The sequence below is a fragment of the Plesiomonas sp. genome (genome assembly GCF_051650925.1).
Classification (GTDB): Bacteria; Pseudomonadota; Gammaproteobacteria; order Enterobacterales; family CAMTGL01; genus Plesiomonas.
Genome location: NZ_JBOFRH010000347.1, coordinates 1 through 3,754, shown reverse-complemented (window position 1 = coordinate 3,754; position 3,754 = coordinate 1). Strand labels below are relative to the sequence as shown.

The following is a 3,754-nucleotide window of genomic DNA, read 5'->3' as shown; positions in this document are numbered from 1 at the left end:
CAACAGATGACGTTACGCGCAGATCATAACGGTCTTGCCCAAGTAGTTGAGCGGCAATTTCTCGGCAGCATGAGTTGTTATCACGTTGAGCTGGCGGGGGTGTGCCTGATTATCAACTCTACCACGCACCTAATGCCGGGCCAGCGGGTGACCTTATCGGTGGAGTGTGAACAGCCGGTACTGTTTGCTGAAGATTAAGTTGCTGAGGATTAAGGTTGCAGGACAGCGCTTGTACATTGCTAGCGTGCACTTAAATGCATATTGGCGATGCAGATTGCAGATACCGAACACACGGCAGCTTGTGGTAAACTTTAGCTTCAATTCCCGCCAGAAAACGTGAGAAGTATGAAACATACCGTTGAAGTTTTGATTACTGAACAGGCTGTAAGAAACCGGATTGCTGAGCTGGGTGCGCAAATTACCGCACAATATAGCAACAGTCAGGATCTCGTACTGGTCGGCCTATTGCGTGGTTCATTCATGTTTATGGCTGATCTTGCACGTGAGATTGACCTGCCACAAGAGGTGGATTTCATGACCGCCTCAAGTTATGGCAACAGCATGAACAGTAACCGTGATGTTCGTATCCTAAAAGATCTGGATGATGACATTAATGGCAAAGATGTGTTGATCGTAGAAGATATTATCGACACCGGGTATACCTTAAGCAAAGTTCGCGAGATTTTGAGCCTGCGTAACCCAAAATCACTGGCGATTTGTACTCTGCTGGATAAGCCAGAGCGCCGTGAAGTGGAAGTGCCGGTTGAGTGGGTCGGTTTTACCATTCCTGATGAGTTTGTTGTAGGTTACGGTATTGATTATGCTCAAAAATACCGCAACCTACCTTACGTGGGTAAAGTTGTACCTATAGCGTAATTACGCTTCGCGTGGTGCCAGTTGTTGATGCTGTTGGATAAGCGTTGACATGGCACTGCGATAGTTCATCTCAAGCGTTTCACGGCTGGTTGCGCCAACTTTCAGATCGCGCAGCTTGCCGTCTTGCATACCGTATACCCAGCCATGCACCATCACTTCCTGTCCGCGTTTCCATGCTGACTGGATAATCGTAGAGTTGCCTAAGTTATACACTTGTTCAATAACATTGAGCTCACTGAGAATATCGGCACGCTCTTCATGGGGAATTTTACCCAGCAGGTGGCTATGCTTGTACCAAATATCACGAATATGCAGCAGCCAGTTGTTGATAAGCCCCAGTTCTGGATTATCAATTGCAGCCTGAACCCCGCCACAGCTGTAATGCCCACAAATAATGATATGTTCAACTTGCAGCACATCAACGGCATACTGCACAACAGACAGGCAGTTCAGATCGGTGTGGATCACCAAATTGGCCACATTTCGGTGCACAAACAACTCACCTGGCGCCATACCGGTCAGGCGTTCTGCCGGAACGCGGCTGTCAGAGCAGCCAATCCACAGATAGCGCGGTTTTTGCGTCTGGGCTAAACGCTCAAAGTACGAGGGATCTTCGTGGCTGATATTTTCAGACCAGATCTGGTTATTTTGAAGTAGTCGCTCTATGTTGTGCATCCGTGGCATCCCTGTTAAGTCAGTGTGGCGTGAGTATAATTAGATTCGCTTAATATAAAAGACCAACTGAAAAATACAAACAGTAACTTTTATGGGAAAGCATCAAACCGCAATTAGGATCAAATCAGGAGTAAATAGCCTATGCATGCGCTGGAAATTAAAGGGTTAACAAAACGATATGCTAACGGCGTGCAGGCACTGCGCGGCATTGATCTGACCGTTGAGGCCGGTGATTTTTACGCACTGCTCGGGCCAAACGGTGCAGGAAAATCAACCACTATCGGTATTATTACCTCATTGGTGAATAAAACTGCCGGCAGTGTGAAAGTTTTCGGCCATGATCTCGATACTGATTTGGTGGATGTAAAGCGCCAGCAAGGGCTAGTGCCGCAAGAGTTTAACTTCAACCCGTTTGAAACCGTGCTGCAAATTGTGGTGAATCAGGCCGGTTACTATGGCATTACCCGCCATGATGCCTTGATCCGCGCTGAAAAATACCTCAAACAGCTCGATTTATGGGAAAAACGCGATTCACGTGCCCGCATGCTCTCTGGCGGCATGAAGCGCCGTTTAATGATTGCCCGTGCGCTGATGCATGAGCCTAAACTGCTGATCCTCGATGAGCCGACCGCCGGTGTTGATATCGAACTGCGCCGCTCAATGTGGGGCTTTCTAAAAGAGCTTAATGCGCAGGGAACGACCATTATTCTGACTACTCACTATCTGGAAGAGGCTGAAATGCTGTGCCGTAATATCGGCATCATTCAGGGCGGTGAGCTGATTGAAAATACCTCGATGAAAAATTTGCTCGGCCAGCTTGAAAACGAAACCTTTATCTTAGACCTTGCCCCCCACAGCCCGTTGCCAAAACTGAATGGCTATCAAATCAAGGTTGTGGATACCAACACTATCGAGGTTATCGTGGCACGTGAACAGGGGTTGAATGGCGTATTTAGCCAACTCAGTCAGCAGGGAATTCAGGTTTTAAGTATGCGTAACAAAGCCAACCGGCTGGAAGAGCTGTTTGTCACATTAGTAAAAGGTGATCAAAAGGAAGTGCAAGCATGATGCGTTTATATTGGGTGGCACTACAAAGTATCTGGATCAAAGAGATCACCCGTTTTATGCGAATTTGGGTACAAACCCTCGTTCCGCCAGTGATTACTATGTCGCTCTATTTTGTAATTTTTGGCACCCTGATTGGTTCGCGTATTGGTGATATGCACGGTTTTAGCTATATGCAGTTTATTGTGCCGGGGCTTATCATGATGTCGGTGATCACCAACTCTTACTCGAACGTGGCCGCCTCATTTTTCAGTTCAAAATTCCAACGAAATGTGGAAGAGCTGCTGGTTGCGCCTGTTCCGCCGCACGTTATCATTCTCGGCTATATTGGCGGCGGGGTAGCGCGTGGTTTGTGTGTTGGTATTCTGGTGACGCTGATTTCACTGTTTTTTGTACAAATTGAAGTACAACACTGGTGGGTTGTGGCCGTAACCGTACTGATGACCTCCGTCGTGTTTGCCTTAGGTGGCCTGATTAACGCAGTGTATGCGCGTACTTTTGATGATATCAGCATTATTCCTACGTTTGTGCTGACCCCACTGACCTATTTAGGTGGTGTGTTTTACTCACTGACTTTGCTGCCCCCTTTTTGGCAGGGTGTGTCTCGTTTAAACCCGATTGTGTATATGATCAGCGGTTTTCGTGAAGGATTTCTCGGAATTTCAGATGTCGGTTTACCGATGACCTTTGGTGTGCTGGCGCTGTTTGTGGTCGGCTTATATGGTTATGCTTGGTATCTGATTTCACGCGGTATTGGTTTACGTACCTAAGCCTCGGTGTAGATGAGCCACCTATTAAGGTGGCCTGCTCACAACACAATAAAAGCGTGGGTGGGATACAAGCAAAAATGCCATTGTCAGTGACAATGGCATTTTTTTGGTCAGCGTGGCAGGAGCGCGTATCTTGCGATTATGCCATCTGTACCGGAATGGCGCTGGCTTTACGCTGCAAATTATTGTGCTGATCAAAATAGGCCAGCATTGGCTTATGCTGACGCGCTTTGGCATCGTCAATTTGCACGTAAGCACAAATAATCAGCAGATCACCTGCACTGGCTTTATGCGCCGCCGCACCGTTGACCGAAATGATTTTTGAACCGGCCTCGGCGGCAATCGCATAGGTCGAGAAACGCTCACCG

Annotated in this window: 6 protein-coding genes; 4 read left to right on the top strand and 2 right to left on the bottom strand. The window is 47.6% G+C overall.

The genetic code is table 11. The features are described 5' to 3' along the window. Positions 1-198 (top strand): TOBE domain-containing protein (locus tag ACRC27_RS08020; protein ID WP_438639615.1); only part of this gene is annotated, 198 nt, incomplete at its 5' end. 147 nt (positions 199-345) lie between these two features. Then, positions 346-876, top strand: coding sequence for a hypoxanthine phosphoribosyltransferase (hpt, locus tag ACRC27_RS08015; protein ID WP_438629396.1), 531 nt, complete (start codon positions 346-348; stop codon positions 874-876). Here the strand turns inward: hpt and can are convergent, their stop codons facing one another. Continuing rightward, the gene (gene can / locus ACRC27_RS08010) at positions 877-1,551 is read right to left on the bottom strand and encodes a carbonate dehydratase (protein ID WP_438622341.1); all 675 of its coding nucleotides are present in this window, start codon (positions 1,549-1,551) and stop codon (positions 877-879) included. It lies immediately after the preceding gene. 141 nt (positions 1,552-1,692) lie between these two features. Between can and ACRC27_RS08005 the strand changes: the two genes are divergently transcribed. Both ACRC27_RS08005 and ACRC27_RS08000 read left to right on the top strand, forming a co-directional pair. Next, the gene (locus tag ACRC27_RS08005; RefSeq protein ID WP_438622342.1) at positions 1,693-2,619 is read left to right on the top strand and encodes an ABC transporter ATP-binding protein; all 927 of its coding nucleotides are present in this window, start codon (positions 1,693-1,695) and stop codon (positions 2,617-2,619) included. Continuing rightward, positions 2,616-3,386 (top strand): ABC transporter permease, encoded by a 771-nt coding sequence (locus ACRC27_RS08000; RefSeq protein WP_438622343.1) that lies wholly within the window; start codon positions 2,616-2,618, stop codon positions 3,384-3,386. Before ACRC27_RS08005 ends, ACRC27_RS08000 begins: the two co-directional genes overlap by 4 nt. 139 nt (positions 3,387-3,525) lie before the next feature. Here the strand turns inward: ACRC27_RS08000 and ACRC27_RS07995 are convergent. After that, the coding region (locus ACRC27_RS07995) for an aspartate 1-decarboxylase (RefSeq protein WP_438639614.1) at positions 3,526-3,754 on the bottom strand (229 nt) is incomplete at its 5' end.

Coding starts and splice junctions, on each gene's coding strand:
- hpt (WP_438629396.1), top strand. CDS start 346: ATGAAACATACCGTTGAAGTTTTGATTACTGAACAGGCTGTAAGAAAC.
- can (WP_438622341.1), bottom strand. CDS start 1,551: ATGCACAACATAGAGCGACTACTTCAAAATAACCAGATCTGGTCTGAA.
- ACRC27_RS08005 (WP_438622342.1), top strand. CDS start 1,693: ATGCATGCGCTGGAAATTAAAGGGTTAACAAAACGATATGCTAACGGC.
- ACRC27_RS08000 (WP_438622343.1), top strand. CDS start 2,616: ATGATGCGTTTATATTGGGTGGCACTACAAAGTATCTGGATCAAAGAG.